Origin of the sequence: Massilia frigida (assembly GCF_011682175.1) — a bacterium.
Taxonomy (GTDB): Bacteria; Pseudomonadota; Gammaproteobacteria; order Burkholderiales; family Burkholderiaceae_D; genus Telluria_A; species Telluria_A frigida.
In genome coordinates, this window is sequence record NZ_WHJG01000050.1 from 1 (window position 1) to 17,403 (window position 17,403).

A 17,403-nucleotide genomic window follows, 5' to 3' on the forward strand; every position below is an offset into this window, starting at 1 on the left:
GAATGAGATTAACCATGATTCCGCCACCATAACCGACCAGAATTCGTCCAGCATCACGAAAATGCGATGGAAAGTCGCGCTCCCGTGATGCCGGCCAGTTCAGAAAAATCGTTTTGCAATTGGCTCTTCAAGGATACACTATGAACAATTGTAAAATACCAACGCTTTTCCTGGTTGGCGTGCTTTTAAATATTTCTGCATTTGCCGAGGATAAAAACGACTGCTCCAAGCGAGCCGATGAGCAAATTAGGGAACTCAATACAACAATGTCGAGTTATGCGGGGACGGCTACATACAAGAAAATGTTCGAGCAAGCGATGTATTGCTTCAATTCGGGGCGTTGCGGAAAAATAGACGTAATGATTGGTACTCAAGAAATGATGGTTGATGAGGTTGTTATAGAAATTCAACGCGAGAAATTGGCGCATCTAAAAACTTTTTTGGCTCTTCAAGCTAAGAATAAAAATCCCAATGATGCCTGTGCTTTCGCCAATACATTTCCTGCACTATTAGCTGATGTGAAGGCACTGAACGAAAAACAACTGGAACGATTCGGATTTTTAACGCAACAACGCTTCGGAATACCACCGGTCGAGACCAAAGGATCGCAACGGTGATCATCGTTGCGCCCGGGTTCTATGCCGTTTCCCCAACCTTACAGTCAGCGGAGCTGCGCAAAACGCCGCGCTGACCGCTCACTTCCGCGTTTATTCTCGGCTTCCGGGCGTTGCTACGGCGCCAAAAGGGACGATAGCAGCCGTGCCGGCAGATGACTCGATGCAATGGTCCAAGCACTTCTCCTCGAAGACCCGGATCGCTTATAACAGCCCATCTCCCGGAACGCGAAGCAGGCTACGTTACCGTAGATGCGAGCCGCAGTACCAGGTCGGTGAAGTTCACCAGCCGACCTGGCATCGCGTCCTTATTAATTACGCGTCGCGCCGGTGCGCCCACTGATACAGCAGCGGCAGCACCAGCAAGGTCAGCAAGGTCGACGACAACACCCCGCCGATGACCACGGTCGCCAGCGGACGCTGCACTTCCGCCCCCGTACCGGTCGCCAGCGCCATCGGCACGAAGCCGAGCGAGGCCACCAGCGCCGTCATCAAGACCGGCCGCAGGCGCGTCATGGCGCCGCTTTCCACCGCCTGCGCCAGTGGCATCCCTTCCGCACGCAAGCCGCGAATGAAGGAAATCATCACCAGCCCGTTGAGCACCGCCACGCCGGACAAGGCAATGAACCCGACCGCCGCCGAGATCGACAGTGGAATGCCGCGCATCCACAGCGCCACGATGCCACCCGTCAGCGCGAACGGCACGCCGGTAAACACCAGCAAGCCGTCGCGCACATTTCCGAACATGACGAACAGCAGCATGAACACCAGTGCCAGCGTGGCCGGCACCACCAGTTGCAGCCGGCTGGTGGCCGATTGCAACTGCTCAAACGTCCCGCCCCAAGTGATCCAGTACCCGGGTGGAATCTTGACCTGCTGGCCAATCGCCGCCCCGGCATCGGCCACGAACGAGCCGATATCGCGCCCGCGCACATTGGCCGTGACCACCACCAGCCGCTTGCCGTTTTCGCGGCTGACCTGGTTCGGGCCGGGGCTCATGTCCAGCTGCGCCACGTCGCCCAGCGGCACGTACGCGGCCGGCTGATTGCCTTCGCGCACAGCAACGCGGATCGGCAGGCGCCGGATGGCGTCCAGGTCGGCGCGCAAGGCTTCCGGCAGGCGCACCACGATGTCGACCCGGCGGTCGCCCTCGAACAGCGAACCGGCGTTGGCCCCGCCTATGGCCGTGGCAATGGTCTGCTGCACGTCGCCAACGTTGACGCCAACGCGCGCGGTGCGGGCCCGGTCGATGCGAATGGTGAGCATCGGCAAGCCCGTGGTCTGCTCGACCTTGACGTCGGCCGCGCCGGGGATGGTTTCCAGCACGGCGGCGATCTGGGCGGCGCTGCGGCCCATGAGCTCCGTGGCGTCCCCGAAGACCTTGATCGCCACGTCGCTGCGCACGCCCGACAGCAACTCGTTAAAGCGCATCTGGATCGGCTGGGTGAACTCGTAGTTATTGCCCGGCACCTTGCCGACCGCCTGTTCCAACGCGGCAAGAAACTGTTCCTTGCTGCGCGTCGGCTTGGGCCATTCGGAGCGCGGCTTGAGCATGATGAAGGTATCGGCCACGCTCGGCGGCATCGGGTCGCTGGCGATTTCGGCCGTGCCCATCTTGGAAAACACCGTATCGACCTCGGGAAACTGCTTGATGGTGCGTTCCAGCGCAAGCTGCATCTGGACCGCCTGCGACAAACTCGTGCCCGGAATGCGCAGCGCATGCATGGTGATGTCGCCTTCATTGAGGCTGGGCACGAATTCGCTACCCAGACGCGTGGCCAGCAGCGCGGACAGGCCGATCGCCACGCCAGCAATGACCATCACCGGACCCTTGTTGACGCTGGACAAGCGCAGCAGCGGCAGATAGGCACGCCGGGCCCAGCCCATGATTCGGCTGTCGTGCTCGCTGACCTTGTTGCCGATCATCAGCGCCACGGCCGCCGGAATAAAGGTCACCGACAGCACCATCGCCGCCACCAGCGCGGCCACGACCGTGAATGCCATCGGATGGAACATCTTGCCCTCGACCCCGGTGAGGGCGAAGATCGGCAGGTACACCACCATGATGATGAGCTGGCCGAACAGCAGCGGACGACGCGCCTCGCCGGCGGCGGCGAAGACTTCGCGCAAGCGTTCCTCGCGCGTGAGCGGGCGTCCGGCGGCGGCCTGGGCATGGGCCAGGCGCCGCACGCAGTTTTCCACGATGACCACGGCGCCGTCGATGATGATGCCGAAGTCGAGCGCTCCCAGGCTCATCAGGTTGGCGCTGACGCCGTTGGCGACCATGCCGCTGAAGGTGGCCAGCATGGCCAGGGGTATCACCAGCGCCGTGATCAGGGCCGCACGGATATTGCCGAGGAAGACGAACAACACGATGATCACCAGCGCCGCGCCCTCCAGCAAGTTCTGGCGCACGGTGGCAATCGCCTTGTCGACCAGGTCGGTGCGGTCGTAGACGGTGCGGGCCAGCACGCCGGCCGGCAGGGTACGGTTGATCTCGCCCAGCTTCTTGTCGACCGCGGCCGACACCGCCCGGCTGTTCTCGCCGATCAGCATGAACACGGTGCCGAGCACGACTTCCTGGCCATTTTCGGAGGCGGCGCCGGTGCGCAACTCCTTGCCTACGCCCACCTCGGCCACATCGCGGATGTGCAGCGGCACGCCCTGGCTGGAGCGCAGGATGATGCCGCCGATCTCCTCGGCCGAGCCAACCTGGCCCGGCACGCGCACCAGGTATTGCTCGCCGCCGCGCTCGATGTAGCCGGCGCCGACGTTGCTGTTGTTGCGTTCGAGCGCTTCGACGATGTCGGCCAGCGACAGCCCGTGCGCCACCATCTGGCCCGGATTCGGCGCGATGTGCAGTTCCCTGGCATAACCGCCGATGGTATTGATTTCGGTCACGCCGGGCACGTTGCGCAACTGCGGCTTGACGATCCAGTCCTGGATCTGGCGCAGGTCGGTGGAATCGTAAGGCGTGCCGTCGGTTTTCAGGGCGCCGGGCTTGGCTTCCACGGTCCACATATAGATCTCGCCCAGGCCGGTCGACATCGGCCCCATGGCGGGCGAGGCAGCGGCGGGCAGGCTGGCGCGCACTTGCTGCAAGCGCTCGTTGACGAGCTGGCGCGCAAAATAGATGTCGGTGCCATCCTTGAAAATCACGGTCACCTGCGACAGGCCGTAGCGCGAGAGCGAACGGGTCTGTTCCAGATGGGGCAAACCGGCCATCGCCGTTTCGATCGGAAACGTGATGCGCTGCTCGGCTTCCAGCGGCGAATAGCCGGGCAGGGCGGTATTGACCTGGACCTGGACGTTGGTGATGTCGGGTACGGCGTCGATCGGCAACTGGCGGTAACTGTAGATCCCGAGCGCCGCCACGAAAGCGGCCAGCATCAGTACCAGCCAGCGCCGTTCTATCGAGAAACGAATGAGGGTATCGAACATGGCGGTTCCTTAATGGTCGTGGCTGGCGCCGGCTTTGCCGAGGTCGGCCTTGATCAGGAAGCTGTTCTTTGCCGCATATTTTTCACCGGGCAGCAGGCCGCTGACGACCTCGACCGACTCGCCATCGCTGCGCCCGAGCACCAGCGGGCGTGCTTCGAAATGGTCGCCATAGCGGCCAAACACGGCGGGCAGCTCGTTCACGGTCTGGATCGCTTCGACCAGCACAGCGACCGGCACGGTGAGCTCGGCGGCGACCACATCCACCGTGACCGGCAGGCCGGGCCGCCACACGCCCTTCGGATTGGGCAAGACCACGCGCGCCTTGGCGGCCCGCGTCTGCTCGCCGACCAGGGCGCTGACGTAGGAAATGGTGCCGCTGGCCACCGTATCGGCCGCGCCCGCGCGTACGGTCGCGTTTTGGCCCTGGCGGATGGTTTCAAGGTCGCGTGCGCTCACGGAGAGCTCGGCCCAGACGGTCGACATGTCGGCCACCACGAACAGGCTGGCTTCTTCCTTCACCGATTCGCCGGCGGCCACGGTTTTCTGGGTGATTACGCCATCGATCGGCGCGCGAACTTCGTAACGCGCCAGCTGTTTCAGGCTACCGGCGCCGACCCCGAGCGCGTCGAGTTTCTGGCGCGCGCTTTGGGTGGCGATCTCGGCTTCCTGCAGGGAGGCGCGGGCTTGCTGGTAATCCTGTTCCGCCGTGATTTTCTGTTGCCACAGCGTGCGTTCGCGATCGAATACGCTGCGCGCCAGCACCAAACGCTGTTGCGCCGCCAGCAAGGCGCTGCGTTCGCCCGCCAGTGCCTGGCTCGACAGCACCGCCAGCACCTGGCCCTTGCGCACCGTCTGGCCCGCGTTCGCGCTGACCGATTCGACCATTCCAGCCAGGCGCGGGGCCACGTGCACCGTGCGGTCGGCGTTGAGCTGGATCTCGCCATTGAGTTTGAGCACGCTCTTGATGCGCGCCGGGCCGGCGGTGTGGACATCGATGCCGTTCTGCGCCGTTTGTGTTTCCGACATCGTCACCCGCGCCTCGACCTGCTGGTAGGCGAAGCGGTAAGTCTTGCCGCCGGACTGGGCCGCAACGGCCACCTTGAAGGAATGCGGCTCGCCGACGATGGCGTCGCCGCGCAGATAGTCGTCTTCGCGCGCGAAGCGGATGGTTTGCGGCGTCCGTCCCAGGCGCTCCAGGGTCAGCGTGGCCTTGGTGGCCGCGGGATCGAGCGGTTTGCCATCCTGGTAGGTAAAAAGGCGGAACTGCGGGCCGGCGCTGTGGTCCAAGATAGTGACCTCCAGGCCGTAGCCCTGGCTGACGAACAGCTTGCCGCCATGGGGGCCGCGTGCGGGCACGGCGTCTTCCTGGTGCGGCTTGCCGCCGTGGTCCACCTGGGCGGCGTCCGCTTGCCCGCCGTGTTCCTCGTGGTCGTCGTGCTGCGGCTGGGCGGGTTTGCGCGCAACGATCAGCATTGTCAGCACGGCGCCAATGAGCAGGACGACGATCATCACGATGGTTTGTTTTTTATCGAAAGGGTATTTCATGCATTACTCCACTGTCTGGGCGGCGCCGGGGACGCCGAGGATGCTGTCGATATCGGCGGCGGCGCGATGGGCGTCCGCCAGGGCGCGCAGGTGCTGGGTGCGGGCTTGCAGCAAGGTGCGCTGGGCGTCGATCACATCGATGAGGTTGAACTTGCCGTACTCGAAACCGGTGCGGGCCGCCTCGTAGGCGCTTTGCGCACCGGGCAGGACCTCGTCGTTCAGCAACTGAGCTTGTTCACGGGCGACGCTCAGCGCTTCGTGCGCCTGCGCCAGTTCGTTGCTTAGCCGCGCGCGGGCGCCATCGAGTTCGGCGCGGGCTTTCTCGCTGCGTTGCAGCGCTTCGTGCAGCTTGCCCTGGTTGCGGTCGAACAGGGGCAGGGGAATGGCCAGGCCGAACACAGCCTGGTTGCGGCCCGCTTGCTGGTCGCGTTTGGCGCCGATGCTGACGGTCAGGTCGGGCACGCGGCCGGCCCGTTCGACCTGCGACAAGGCTTGGCGGCGCGCCAGTTCGATGTGCGCAAGCCGTAACGCGGGCGCGGCCTTGAGCTGTTCCATGAGATGGGGCAGGGAAGCGCGCGTGGGCAGACGGTCGAGGTAGCCCTCGGCGCGGCCGATGTCGCGCCCGGTCCCGCCCCAAAGCGCGGCGAGGTGGTTTTTTGCGCCGGCCAGTTCGCCGGCTGCCTGGGCCAGGTCGACTTTGACGCTGGACGCGGCGATGCGGGCACGCGTTTCATCGACCGGCGAGTTCTTGCCAGCCAGGACGCGCTTGGTCGCGGCAGCGAGCGCACCATTGGCAAGGGTGAGCGATTCGGCGGCGATCTGCTGGCGTTGCTGGGCGGCGAGCAGGTCGTGGAAGGCAGCGCGTGCCGAGGCGAGCACGGCATTGCGCTTGACGGCCAGTCCGGCGCCGGCGGCGTCGTGCCCGAGCTGGGCGGCGTTGACGCGCGCCGCACGCTTGCCGCCCAGTTCGATCGGCACGTTAAGTTGCACCGTTGTGGTTCTGGTCGGTTCGCGTGCATCTTCGACCAGGGTGGCCAGTTCCGGGTTGGGGGCAACCCCGGCCTGCAAGACGGCGCCCGATTGGGCGTCGATTTCGAGGGCACCTGCGCGCAGGTCGGTGTTCGCTTGCAGGACGCGGGACAGCGCGCCAGCCAGGGACAAGGGCGCGGCGGCCGATACTGGAGCGCCAACGGGGGGCGCGTCGGCAAGCGCGCCCTGATGAGGTGCGACGGACGGTGCGTCAGCAAGCGCGCCATGGGGAGTTGCTGCGGACGGCGCGTCGGTATGCGCACCCTGATGAGGTGCGACGGACGCCGCGCCGGAAAGCGCCAATACAGTGGCCATGAGCGGCGTGGGAACAGCTTGGGTTTCTGGCGTCACCGTTGACGCCACTGTGAATGCGGGCGCTGGCAGGTTCCGGGCCTGCGCATGGCAGGGCCACGCCGCGGCAATTGCCAATGGCAAGACGAGTTTGTACATCGAATTCTCCTGGTTAAATAGACAAGGGAATCCGGCCAGGCGCGCTAGCGGTGTGCGTATTGTTGACGGCGATGATGAACCGCGCTAAGCGGATATCAGGAAAGCGACAGCGGCAGCCGGATCAGGCGGCGCGTTGCCATTTGGGCCGTTCCGGGCGGGCGGGCCGCAGGGTCGCCAGGCATGCCGCGTCGGCTGCATCGGCATACGATGTGGGTGGCGGCGCATTGTCGCCGCTTGGCGTGGCGGTGATGCCGACACTGGTGAAATGGCAGTCGCCGCAGTCTGTGTCGAAACCGAAGGGAGAATCGTCAGGGTCGGCCTGGTGATCATCGGCATGCTGATGGTGGCCGGGATGCGCGACGGTGGCGGCGGGTTCATGCCCGCAATAGGCGCTCGCCGCCGCCCAGCTCACCTGGAGCGGGAAAACCATCAGCAAAAAAATAATCAGCAGGCGTCGCATGGCCGGATTGTAACAGCAGATGCGCAAATGCGCAGGTGTCGGGATAGATAATCATGCATAAAGAATGAAATTTATGCAACACCGATAATATCGCTGCAAATAGCGGAAATTAGCCGATTTTATCGGCTGACTACGTATTTACACGCATTGCTGCAATGTTGTAGCTCTGCTATTATCGTCGGTTGTTCGTTTCCTGGCTGCCTGGCGGCCGGCGCGGTTCCGATTTTCTCTAGATCCCGGGGATATATGTTCTCTGCTGTAAAAACCACTGTCACTTTGACACTTCTTGTCTCCGCATTTGCGGCCCATGCGATCGATATCAGCGGTGCCGGCTCGTCCGCTGCGCAGCCGCTGTACGTCAAACTTGCCGACGTGTATGGCAAGTCGCAAAACGTCAAGCTCACTTACCAGCCGAGCGGTTCCAGCGAAGGCGTCAAGCAAGCCAAGGCCAAAACGGTCGAATTCGGCGCGACCGACATTGCCCCGTCCCAGGCGGACCTCAAGGCCGGCAAGCTGATCTGCTTCCCGAGCGCGGTCTCGGGCGTGGTGCCTGTCGTGAATCTGCCGGGCCTCAAGCGCGGCGAAGTCCAGCTGACCGGCGAACTGCTGGCCGACATCTTCTCGCGCAAGATCACCAAATGGAACGATGCCAAGCTGGCCGCCATCAACCCAGGCGTGGCGCTGCCTGACCTGTCCATTGCCGTGATCGCGCGCCAGGACGGCTCGGGCACCACCTACAACTTCAGCGATTATCTGAGCAAGGCCAGCCCGGCGTGGAAACAGGCGTACGGCCGCAACTTCACGGTTGCGTGGGCGAATGGCGTGACCCAGGTCAACGGCAGCAACGGTGCCGTCAATGCGGTGAAGCAGACGCCGGGCGCAATTGCCTACGTCGATTATCAGTACGTGGTGCAGGACAAGCTGGCATTCACCCGCTTGAAAAACCGCGACGGCAAGGTTGTATCGCCAGGCGCTGATGGTTTTACGGCAGCACTGCTGAACAGCCCATGGGCTACCCAGGCCAAGTATGAGGAAATGCTGACCGACCGCGTCGGTCCGACCACGTGGCCGATCACGTCGGGCACCTTCATCGTGGCGGCACAGGCCACCAACAATCCGGAAAAGACGATTGCCGCCCTGAAGTTCTTCGCATGGGGTTTTGCGCATGGTGACGCGATTATCGGCAATGCGAACTTCGTGCGCCTGCCGGACAGCATGCAAGGCCGCATCTTCGGCGACCTGACCACGATCACCGACGCCAGTGGCACTCCGCTCAAGTGGTCGCTGGCCGAGGCGCTCAACCTGCGTTAAGCCGCCGCTGTTCTGCCGACAGCAACCCGCCCGCGTGATACGCCGGCGGGTTTTTTCGTTCGCCAGTCAGTGCGCTTACCGCGTTTCGGTGACATACATCGGACCATCCTTCGTCGCTATCCCGCCCAGATAGGTTCCCTTGCGCACGCCTTCGCCAGTACCATATTTCTCGGACAAGAATTCCTTGGTCGTTGACGTGGGAATGGTTAATTCGTGATTTTCGACATCGAGCGCTCTTGCGATGAACGCTTGGGCTTCAACCATCATGTGTTTGACATAGGAGTCCATCGCGGGCACCTCGCCCATCAGGGTCAGCTTGAACGTATCAAGTGCGGCCATTTGGTCATCTCTCCCCTTTCTCATCGCAGCCACCTTCCCATTGGAATCCAGATCTTTTAACACTTCCTGGCTCGGCACATAGTCTTTCAATGGATGGTCTTCAACGAACTTCTTCTCCTTCGACGCTACTGCCGTTCTTGCGGCGGCCTCCATTTTCTTTCCTTCGACAGACACCAGGTTAACCACGACCGGCGCGAATTGATTGAGCTTGGTGGAGAAATCTATGCGGCTCTCACCTGTCGTTAAAATCCCTTTTAATAGATTCAAGGCATCTGTTTTCACCCACACTGCCAACGTTTCCTTCACATCCGTCGGCATGTTGTCTTTTCGCGTCTGAGTGGCTTGACGGTGCATCATGCTGGGAATGGCAAGCACATTCGACGCGTAGCGTGCAAACACTGCCACGGCCTGTTTCAGCGGCCCTTCATCGTCCGCTTTCAAGCCAAATGCATAGCGAATCTTGCGGGCCAGGTTGGTCGGGGCGGTACCGTCAAACGAACCTTGTAAACTATCGTATTCCGCAAATTTGTTTTCCAGAAGCTGGCCGATTTCGGCGGGATACAGCGATGCATTGGTTTGACCGTAGACTTCCGAACCCGATTTCACTTTCTTTATCGCGCCGAAATTCAGATAAGTGCCGTCAATCGTCCATCCTCTACCGAGTCCGCTTGCCGCCAGCGCGGCAACGAGCTGCGGCAAAGTGAATTTCTCGTTTTTGGCGGTCGTGGAAATCGCCGGCAAAACGGAGGCGATTTTTTCGTTTACGCTAATCCGTGCCGCATCGCCGTGTTGGTTTTTGGGAAAAACAAATGGTGGTGTCACCAATTCCAGGGTATTGAGCGCGTCCGATTCCAGCTTCCAAGGCAATTTGAAAAAATTTCCGAAATCGATAGATTTCCCCATCTCCTGGTGAGAAGGAATAATTTCCTGGTCGGAGTAGGGTGTGTCCGGTGTCTGCGTGAAAGAAGCGAACTCGAATTCAAAGCCGGCACTTTGCAAGCCGTCCATGGAGAGCAAGGACGATTGAAACTGATCTTGCCTTTTTGTGAACTCGTCCAGGGATGCGACCGACTCCATCACCTGTCCGATATTCACCTCGGCGGCAGCGGGCTGCATAGTGAGCAAATTCCCAATATTCACCTTGACCTCGTCCAGGCTCTTATACTCATCGCGCACTTGCGTGCACAGTTCGGTCAATACCGCATACAGATGCTCGCTGCTCGCTTCGGGAAAACTGGCCCGAAATTCCTCGAAAGCGATAGCCGGATCGGTAAAAGCAATCTCGGTTCCGCTCACGATAATCGCGCGCTGCGCGACCGGGGAATTGGCGAAAGCCGGAGTGGCACCATGCTGCTGCGGGCCGCCCGCTGCTGAAGCCATCTGCATCGCCCTGGCCCCCATCACATCGGCTTCGCGCTCCAATCCTGCGTCGTCATTGACCGCCACACCGGACTTCATCTGCATGGTCGGACGCACCCGACCTTGCGCCTGCTGTACGACATGCCACGCCTCATGCGGCAAATGCGCCGACTGGCCCGGCCCAAGATGAATATCACTTCCCTGCGCATACGCGTGCGCATGCAATTGGGCCGGGCGCGATGAATTGAAATGGACCTTCACATGATCCATGCTGATGCCGGAAAGGGATTCAATCCCCGATTTGAGCTGGTCGGGCAGGCCGGTATGGTTGGAGGCTGGCGCGCCCGTTTCCCTTCGCTGCGCCACCATCCGTGGATGATCGTGAAGGGCGTTTCCGGGCTGTCGTTGCAGCATGCGCGTACTGGTATCGATCCTGTCGGCGATCGCTTGCCGTTGCAGCATGTGCGCACTATTGTCGATCATCGCTGCCAACTTGCGTTGCGCCACCGTCTCTGGCAGCTTGCCTGCATTAGCCTTCCGTTGAGGCACAGTCCTGGAGGCGGCCGTCGAAACGGCATCGGCCCGGACGTCGGATCCGGTTTGCGGCAGTGGCTGCGAGGGAGCGTGCATGGTGTCGGCCTTTGTCTACGCATGTTGTGACAAATATTACGTCTGGATCATACCCTTTTTCCGGATTGCTCCCGCAAGCAGCGTAACTGGAAATACACGAACTGCTAGTGCGCCGGACCGGTGGCGTCGACAGCGAATGTCTGGTACATGACGTCGAGGTCATACTCGAGCAGCAATGTTTGATGGACGGTGTACAGGTGCTTGAGCGCACTCCCATTTTTTCCGATCACATCCATCCCCCTGTCGTCGTAGGGATGCACGATGAGTCCCAGTTCGGGGTTGATCAGGTAGACCAGGCAATGCGGATTCGGACGCAATTCCCAGACATCGCACGCAAACGCGCACCAAAGGAGGTTCTGTAACTGCGATCGGGGCAGTTCAAAGACCAGATGGACCCACCAATTGTCATCGTCGTCGGGCTCGTCGCGCGGGACAAGTTCCGCCCAGATGTCGCGAGCGCGTGGAATTGTGATGCCGGCCAGGTCAAGTTGCTTGAGCGCAAAGCGCAGATCGAAGCGCTTCGGCGTCGCATAGCGTTGAAGGTGCACCACCATGGTATCCGCGCCGGCAAACACGTCCTCGCATACCGCCGTTGCCTTGCGCAAGGCAGTCAGAACACGGCCAAAATAGTCGCCGCCTTCGGACATCCGCAAGCGCAAGCCCCCGGGGAAGTTGTAAAACAAGGCGTGGCGGTATGGTTTGCCGTCCACAAGCTTTTCAATGTGTTCTCTGAGCTTCATTGTTGAAATTGTGCACTTGGGTAAGTTTCAGTGTTGTCGCCCCGAACTACCGTAGCGCACCGCACACCGCCCGCACATGCCCGCGCAGCCAGCGGTGAGCGGGATCGGCGTCGAGCCGGGGATGCCAGAGCATCGACACGGTAAATTCGGGCATGGAAAAGGGCAGGGCGAAGCTATGCATGCCGCCGCGTAACAGGCCGGTGTGCCGTTCCGCAACCGTGGCGACCAGTTCGCTTCCCCTTGCCAGCGCCAGCGCGGGCGAAAAGCCGGCGACCGTGACCGCGATCGCGCGTTCCAGCCCCAGCGGCATCAGGGCGTCATCGACCGGGCCTTTTGCTGCGCCCTCGCGCGCGATGCCGATATGCTCGCCCGCCGCATAGCGTTCCGGCGTGAGCGCGCCTTCGGCCAGCGCATGGCCGGCGCGCACCACGCCCACGAAACGGTCGCGAAACAGGGCCTGGGTGCGCACTTCAGGGCCGGTGGACTTGCCCACGACACCCGTTTCGAGGTCGATGCTGCCGTCGCGCAAACCCGTACTGTCCTTGTCCGGCTTGGGTACGAAACGCAGGCGCACGCCGGGCGCGTCGGCGCACAGGCGTGTGATGAGTTCCGCACCGAAATTTTCGACGAAGCCTTCGCGCGTGCGGATGGTGAAGGTGCGCGCCAGCTGTGCCAGGTCGAGCTTGTCGACGGGGCGCAGCACGGCAACGCCGTCGTGCACCAGCTGGCTGACCTGCTCGCGCAGTTCGATGGCGCGCGGGGTGGGCACCAGGCCGCGCCCGGCCCGTACCAGCAGCGGGTCGCCGGTGGTGTCGCGCAGGCGGGCCAGCGCGCGGCTCATGGCCGAGGGACTGAGGCGCAAACGGCGCGCCGCACGGGCGACGCTGCCTTCGGCAAGCAGGACGTCGAGGGTGATCAAGAGATTAAGGTCGGGCAGGGACATGTGCTTACGATAGCGCAATTTGCGCCGGGTGTGGCGTCAGACGCGCGAATCCGGGGCAAGCCGTGCGTCGTGCGCCATGCTCGCGCGGCAGCCAGGCGGGATTGCGGGCGCCGCCGCAGGCACGGCGTCGTTGTTACGGTTGGCGCTGCGCCTGGCGGAATTCACCCCGGGCCAGGCTGGCGGGGGTGTTGCCGGCGCCATCGGCCGCTTTCAGGTCCGCACCGCGCTCGACCAGCGCTTGCAGGATTTCGCTGCGCTGAAACAGCGCAGCGTACATCGCCGCTGTCTGGCCGGCATGATTGCGCTGGTTCGGCTGGCACGCGGTATCGGCCAGCCGCCGCGCAATGCGCAGCTCGCCTTTGAATATCGCCCCCATCAAAGCCGTGTTGCCGCGCTTGTCGCCCGCGCACGGGTCGGCACCGGCGCCAATGAGCAGGTCCACCGCCGCCCCCTGGCCGTGGTAGGCGGCCAGGATCAGCGCCGTGTAGCCTTTCTCGTCGCGCGTGTCCAGATCGTAGGCCGCGCTGGTGAATTCCTTGAGCATGGCCACATCGCCACGCCGGGCCGCGTCGAAGTAGTAGCCCTTGAGCTGTTCGGCCAGGCGCGCCGGCTCGGGTGGCGCCGCGTGCACCAGTTGCGCCATGGCGAGCGCGGCAATTGTCATCAGGTATGTCATGGCAGTCTCCCATGCGGCCGCCCGCAGGCGGCCGCATTCTCATCAGTCGGCCAGGGCCGCGGCGCGCGACGCGACTTGCGCAACCTTGTCGCCCAGCGCGGCGGCGAGCGCCGTTCCGTAGGCGGCATCGGCCTTGTAGAAGTACGACAGCATCATGTAGCGCACTTCCTCATCCTTGACCTGGCCAAGGTCGCCGGCAAGGTTGGCCACCAGGTTTTTCTGCTGCTGCGCAGGCAAGGAACGGTAGAACTCGCCCGCCTGGCGGAAGTTTTGCGGCTTGGCAATGCGCTGCTGTACCGTGCTGCCCGACAGGGGCAGCTGGCTCGACTTGAAGTCGGGGTTGACCGCCAGCGGCGACTGGCGGCTCGGCTCGTAGTTGACATTGCCGGCGCGCTTGCCGGCATTCATCGCCCCATCCTGGTGGTGATTGACTGCCGCCACGCGCGGCTGGTTGATCGGCAATTGCAAGGCGTTGGGGCCAAGGCGGTACATCTGGGTATCGGCGTACGAGAACACGCGGCCTTGCAGCAGCTTGTCTTCAGACGGCTCGATGCCGGGCACCAGGTTCGATGGCGCGAAGGCGCTTTGCTCGGTTTCCTGGAAGATATTGGCGGGGTTGCGGTTCAAGGTCATGGTGCCGAGCTTGGTTTCCGGCACGCCCGGCCAGATTTTGGTCGCGTCGAGCGCGTCAAAGTCGAATTTGCCCAGTTCGGCCGGCTTGAGCACCTGCACATACAGTTCCCAGCGCGGAAATTCCTTGCGCTTGATGGCGTCGACCAGGTCGTTGGTGGCATGGTTGAAATCCTTGCCTTGCACGGCCGATGCTTCGGGGCCGGTCAGGCTCTGGATGCCTTGCAGCGACTTCCAGTGGAATTTGACATAGTTGACCGTGCCAGCGGCGTTGACGAATTTATAAGCGTGCACGCCGTTTCCGTCCATGAAGCGGTAGCCTTTGGGCGTGCCGAGGTCGGAGTACACCTGGGTCAGCATGTGCGTCGATTCCGGCTGGTGCGAGAAGAAATCGAAGAAACGGTTGGGGTCTTGCACATTGGTCTCGGGCGCAGGCTTGAGCGAGTGCACCATGTCCGGAAACTTGACGGCGTCGCGGATGAAGAAGATCGGCAGGTTATTGCCGACCAGATCCCAGTTGCCTTCGCCGGTGTAGAACTTGGTGGCAAAACCGCGTGGATCGCGCAGGGTCTCGGGCGAATGATTGCCGTGGATAACCGTCGAGAAGCGCACGAATACCGGCGTTTCGGTGCCTTTGGTAAAGACCTTGGCCCGGGTCAACGCCGACACATCGCTGCTGGCGACGAAGACGCCGTGGGCGCCGGTGCCGCGCGCGTGGACGACGCGATCGGGAATGCGTTCGCGGTCGAAACGCTGCAGTTTTTGCAGAAGGTGAACATCTTGCAGCAGGGTGGGGCCGTTCTGGCCTGCGGTTTGGGAGTTCTGGTTGTCGCCGAGCGGGGCGCCATTGTCGCGCGTCAGTTGTGGCGCCGCCGAGGTGAAGGGGGAGATCAGCGCGGCGATGGCAAATGCTATTGCCGAGCTTGCTGCGCCACGTTCTCCGGAAGTGCGCAGTTGGGTTGTCATCATCATGTCGATTCCTTTTTTTGTAAGCGTGTTTAAACAATAAGGAAATCACCGCGATATGTATACGCAATTATAAATATCGAAACGATAGTCGAAAACTATTTGCATTCATGAGGTATGGCGTTCGACGCAGCAATAAAGTGCAAGCCGTGCATCTTCCGCCATGATTGCTGGGCGGCTAGACTGGGTTTGGGTGCCGGCGGGCGGCACCAGCAGACAAGGAATGATATGGACAGGGAATTTTGGCATCGCAAGTGGGCAATCGACGAGATCGGGTTTCATGAATGCGCGGCCAATCCGCTCCTGGTGGCGCATGTAGGCCGGCTGGGACTGGTTGCAGGCAGCCGCGTGTTCGTGCCCTTGTGCGGAAAATCGCTCGACCTGCACTGGCTGCTCTCCAAAGGCTACCGCGTGGCGGGCGCCGAATTGAGCCAGATTGCCGTCGACCAGCTGTTTGCCGATCTGGGTTTGACGCCCGACGTGCGCCAGGCGGGAGAACTGCTTCACTACCGCGCGCAAGACATCGATATCTTTGTAGGCGACATCTTTTGCCTGGATAGCGAGACGCTCGGCCAGGTGGACGCGGTGTACGACCGCGCAGCGTTCGTCGCATTGCCGGCATCGATGCGCGGGCCGTACGCCACCCACGTGACGCAACTGGCGGGGCGGGCGCCGCAACTGCTCGTTTGCTACCAGTACGAGCAGGCGTTGATGGCTGGGCCGCCGTTTTCCATCAGCGACGAGGAAGTCGCCCAGCGCTACGGCCACGCGTATGGATTGACCTTGCTGGCCAGGGCCGGGGTGGCCGGTGGCTTCAAGGGCCGTTTTCCGGCGGCAGAAGCGGTGTGGCTGCTGCAATGAACCCGCAGCCGTCCGCACAGCGGCGCTGGACGCTGGCCGCGTTGTCGCTGTCGATGCTGCTGTCGTCGCTCGGTACCAGCATCGCCAATGTGGGCTTGCCGACGCTCGCGCAGGCGTTCGGCGCCACCTTCGGGCAGGTGCAGTGGGTCGTGCTGGCCTACCTGCTGGCGATTACCACGCTCATTGTCGGCGTCGGACGGCTCGGCGACATCGCGGGACGGCGCCGGCTCCTGCTGGCCGGCATCGGCCTGTACACCCTTGCCTCGGCCCTGTGCGGGATGGCGGGCGCGCTGCCATGGCTGATTGCCGCGCGCGCGTTGCAAGGTCTGGGCGCGGCGGTAATGATGGCGCTGACCATGAGCTTCGCCACCGAAACCGCGTCAGCATCGGGCACCGGAAGCGTGATGGGGCTGTTGGGAACGATGTCCGCCATCGGCACCGCGCTCGGGCCGTCGCTCGGCGGCGTGCTGATCGCGGCGGCCGGCTGGCGCGCACTGTTCTTCGTCAGTGTTCCGCTGGGGATGGCGGCCCTGGTGCTGGCGTATCGCACGCTGCCCGGGGACGTGCGGCGGCAGGCGGTGTTCGATCATGTGGGCACGCTGCTGCTGGCGCTGACGCTGGGCGCGTACGCACTGGCCATGACGGCGGGCAGCGGCAGCTTTGGGATACTCAACCTGGGTCTGCTGCTCGCCGCAGCCGTGGGAACCGGCTTGTTCGTACTGGCCGAAACACGGGTCGCGTCGCCGCTGATTCCGCTGGCGCTGTTGCGCGACCGGCTGTTCGGTGCGCGCCTTGGTACGACGACGCTGGTGTCGACGGTGATGATGGCGACCCTGGTCGTGGGGCCGTTCTATCTGTCGCGCGCACTCGCGCTGGCGCCGGCCGCCATCGGCCTGGTCTTGTCGGCCGGGCCGCTGGTGGCGGCGCTGTGCGGCGTGCCGGCGGGCCGGATCGTGGACCGCGCCGGCACTGCGGGCGTGACCATCGCCGGGCTGGTGTTGATGCTGGCGGGGACGCTGCCGCTGGCGCTGCTGCCGGCATCGAGCGGCGTACCGGGCTACGTCGTGCCGCTGGTCGTCATCACCATTGGCTATGCGCTGTTCCAGGCGGCGAACAATACGGCGCTGATGGCCAATGCCAGCGCCGACCAGCGCGGCGTGGTGTCGGGCATGCTCAATCTGGCGCGCAATCTGGGGCTGGTCACCGGCGCCGCGCTCATGGGAGCGGTTTTTGCGTTCGGCTCGGCGGCCGCCACGGCGCCGCCGGACGCGGCGGCGGCGGGCATGCGCAGGACGTTCGCGCTCGCCGCCGTGCTGCTGGCGGCGGCGCTGGCCATCGCCTGGCGCGCGGGGAGGGCGCGACAACAGCAAACATGAAATTTCTGCTATGTTGTCAGATCACTTTGACAC

At 62.9% G+C, this 17,403-nt stretch carries 13 protein-coding genes; 4 read left to right on the top strand and 9 right to left on the bottom strand.

Going from position 1 to position 17,403, the window contains the following annotated elements:
- Window positions 1-140 precede the first annotated feature (140 nt).
- A complete protein-coding gene (locus F2P44_RS29795) occupies window positions 141-617 on the top strand; it encodes a hypothetical protein (RefSeq protein ID WP_167092949.1) in 477 nt (158 codons plus the stop codon).
- A 312-nt stretch (window positions 618-929) separates the two neighbouring features.
- Here the strand turns inward: F2P44_RS29795 and F2P44_RS29800 are convergent, their stop codons facing one another.
- The 4 genes from F2P44_RS29800 to F2P44_RS29815 form a co-directional block, all read right to left on the bottom strand.
- Complete coding sequence (locus tag F2P44_RS29800) at window positions 930-4,055, bottom strand: efflux RND transporter permease subunit (RefSeq protein WP_167092952.1); 3,126 nt, start codon at window positions 4,053-4,055, stop codon at window positions 930-932.
- 9 nt (window positions 4,056-4,064) lie between these two features.
- Window positions 4,065-5,600 (bottom strand): efflux RND transporter periplasmic adaptor subunit, encoded by a 1,536-nt coding sequence (locus tag F2P44_RS29805; protein ID WP_167092955.1) that lies wholly within the window; start codon window positions 5,598-5,600, stop codon window positions 4,065-4,067.
- Window positions 5,601-5,603: 3 nt separating this feature from the next.
- Entirely contained in the window at window positions 5,604-6,980 is a 1,377-nt protein-coding gene (locus F2P44_RS29810) for a TolC family protein (RefSeq protein WP_167092958.1), read from the bottom strand.
- A gap of 220 nt (window positions 6,981-7,200) precedes the next feature.
- Window positions 7,201-7,539: a cobalt-zinc-cadmium resistance protein gene (locus F2P44_RS29815; RefSeq protein ID WP_167092961.1), complete on the bottom strand. Its 339-nt coding sequence runs from the start codon at window positions 7,537-7,539 to the stop codon at window positions 7,201-7,203.
- Between the two features lie 276 nt (window positions 7,540-7,815).
- Between F2P44_RS29815 and pstS the strand changes: the two genes are divergently transcribed.
- A complete protein-coding gene (gene pstS / locus F2P44_RS29820; protein WP_229423831.1) occupies window positions 7,816-8,850 on the top strand; it encodes a phosphate ABC transporter substrate-binding protein PstS in 1,035 nt (344 codons plus the stop codon).
- Window positions 8,851-8,925: 75 nt separating this feature from the next.
- Here pstS and F2P44_RS35895 read toward each other — a convergent pair whose 3' ends face one another.
- The 5 genes from F2P44_RS35895 to F2P44_RS29845 form a co-directional block, all read right to left on the bottom strand.
- On the bottom strand, window positions 8,926-11,178 hold the full coding sequence (locus F2P44_RS35895; RefSeq protein WP_229423832.1) for an eCIS core domain-containing protein: 2,253 nt from the start codon (window positions 11,176-11,178) through the stop codon (window positions 8,926-8,928).
- A 104-nt stretch (window positions 11,179-11,282) separates the two neighbouring features.
- Complete coding sequence (locus F2P44_RS29830; RefSeq protein WP_167092968.1) at window positions 11,283-11,918, bottom strand: DUF3885 domain-containing protein; 636 nt, start codon at window positions 11,916-11,918, stop codon at window positions 11,283-11,285.
- Window positions 11,919-11,964: 46 nt separating this feature from the next.
- Window positions 11,965-12,861 (bottom strand): LysR family transcriptional regulator, encoded by an 897-nt coding sequence (locus tag F2P44_RS29835; protein ID WP_167092971.1) that lies wholly within the window; start codon window positions 12,859-12,861, stop codon window positions 11,965-11,967.
- 133 nt (window positions 12,862-12,994) lie between these two features.
- Window positions 12,995-13,537, bottom strand: a complete 543-nt coding sequence (locus F2P44_RS29840; protein WP_167092974.1) for an ankyrin repeat domain-containing protein — start codon at window positions 13,535-13,537, stop codon at window positions 12,995-12,997.
- A gap of 42 nt (window positions 13,538-13,579) precedes the next feature.
- On the bottom strand, window positions 13,580-15,139 hold the full coding sequence (locus tag F2P44_RS29845) for a catalase (protein ID WP_229423833.1): 1,560 nt from the start codon (window positions 15,137-15,139) through the stop codon (window positions 13,580-13,582).
- A 222-nt stretch (window positions 15,140-15,361) separates the two neighbouring features.
- Here F2P44_RS29845 and tmpT point away from each other — a divergent pair, with 222 nt between their 5' ends.
- Both tmpT and F2P44_RS29855 read left to right on the top strand, forming a co-directional pair.
- Window positions 15,362-15,994: a thiopurine S-methyltransferase gene (tmpT, locus tag F2P44_RS29850; protein ID WP_167092976.1), complete on the top strand. Its 633-nt coding sequence runs from the start codon at window positions 15,362-15,364 to the stop codon at window positions 15,992-15,994.
- Window positions 15,991-17,370, top strand: coding sequence for an MFS transporter (locus F2P44_RS29855; RefSeq protein ID WP_167092978.1), 1,380 nt, complete (start codon window positions 15,991-15,993; stop codon window positions 17,368-17,370). The genes tmpT and F2P44_RS29855 overlap by 4 nt, the downstream gene beginning before the upstream one ends.
- Window positions 17,371-17,403 lie beyond the last annotated feature (33 nt).

Excerpts from the sequence above, each read along its gene's own strand:
- F2P44_RS29805 (WP_167092955.1), bottom strand. The coding sequence starts at position 5,600 with ATGAAATACCCTTTCGATAAAAAACAAACCATCGTGATGATCGTCGTC.
- tmpT (WP_167092976.1), top strand. The coding sequence starts at position 15,362 with ATGGACAGGGAATTTTGGCATCGCAAGTGGGCAATCGACGAGATCGGG.
- F2P44_RS29795 (WP_167092949.1), top strand. The coding sequence starts at position 141 with ATGAACAATTGTAAAATACCAACGCTTTTCCTGGTTGGCGTGCTTTTA.
- F2P44_RS29840 (WP_167092974.1), bottom strand. The coding sequence starts at position 13,537 with ATGACATACCTGATGACAATTGCCGCGCTCGCCATGGCGCAACTGGTG.
- F2P44_RS35895 (WP_229423832.1), bottom strand. The coding sequence starts at position 11,178 with ATGCACGCTCCCTCGCAGCCACTGCCGCAAACCGGATCCGACGTCCGG.
- F2P44_RS29830 (WP_167092968.1), bottom strand. The coding sequence starts at position 11,918 with ATGAAGCTCAGAGAACACATTGAAAAGCTTGTGGACGGCAAACCATAC.
- F2P44_RS29800 (WP_167092952.1), bottom strand. The coding sequence starts at position 4,055 with ATGTTCGATACCCTCATTCGTTTCTCGATAGAACGGCGCTGGCTGGTA.
- F2P44_RS29855 (WP_167092978.1), top strand. The coding sequence starts at position 15,991 with ATGAACCCGCAGCCGTCCGCACAGCGGCGCTGGACGCTGGCCGCGTTG.
- F2P44_RS29845 (WP_229423833.1), bottom strand. The coding sequence starts at position 15,139 with ATGATGATGACAACCCAACTGCGCACTTCCGGAGAACGTGGCGCAGCA.
- F2P44_RS29815 (WP_167092961.1), bottom strand. The coding sequence starts at position 7,539 with ATGCGACGCCTGCTGATTATTTTTTTGCTGATGGTTTTCCCGCTCCAG.
- F2P44_RS29835 (WP_167092971.1), bottom strand. The coding sequence starts at position 12,861 with ATGTCCCTGCCCGACCTTAATCTCTTGATCACCCTCGACGTCCTGCTT.